The sequence below is a fragment of the Bartonella sp. TS82HLJMH genome, from assembly GCF_042193495.1.
Taxonomy (GTDB): Bacteria; Pseudomonadota; Alphaproteobacteria; order Rhizobiales; family Rhizobiaceae; genus Bartonella; species Bartonella grahamii.
This window is the reverse complement of record NZ_JBHILU010000094.1, coordinates 1-692: the sequence shown is the minus strand read 5'-3', so window position 1 is coordinate 692 and position 692 is coordinate 1. Positions and strand designations below refer to the sequence as shown.

The 692-nt window shown below is 47.3% G+C and carries 1 protein-coding gene; it reads left to right on the top strand.

Annotated elements, in window-relative coordinates; genetic code table 11:
* On the top strand, positions 1-692 hold a 692-nt coding region (locus tag ACFIKO_RS09430), incomplete at both ends, for a terminase gpA endonuclease subunit (RefSeq protein WP_375673918.1).

Sequence of the window (692 nt, the reverse complement as noted above, 5' to 3'; positions counted from 1 at the left end):
GAAGGTGATCCGGTGATGATTGCTGAAAAGCGAACCTCAACCTTTGTGCAGAGAAAGATTTTTAAATTGTCCACACCGACCCACCGTGACACAAGCCGTATCGCCAAAGATTTCGTGCTAGGAGACCAACGATATTACAATGTCCCTTGTGATGCATGTGGTGTTCTACAGCCCATTGTTTGGTCACAAATTAAGTGGCCAAAAGGCGCCCCCGAAAAAGCTGTGTTTGTTTGTGCACATTGTGGTCATGAACATGCTGAACACAGAAAAACAGATCTCATGAGTGAAGAAAGAGGTGCGTGCTGGGTGCCTACGAGTGAATCAAGCAGACCGAATTTGCGTTCTTACCATATTTCGGCACTCTATTCACCTTGGCTTACTTGGGGGGAGTGCGCAAGAGAGTTTTTAGATGCCAAGGATGATCCGGCACTTTTGCAGCCTTTTGTCAACACAGTGCTTGGAGAGCCATGGGAAGACAGAACAGGCGAAGTTGTTGACCCTGATAGCCTCTATGCAAAACGCGAAGATTATCCATTGGCACCAGAACAAGCCGTGTTGTTGACAGCGGGCATTGATGTGCAAAATGACCGCTTAGAACTTGAAGTGGTGGGATGGGGACGCAGTGAAGAAAGCTGGCATATTGATTATCACGTCATTCCTGGTGATCCCTCTTCTTTTGAAGTATGGGACCA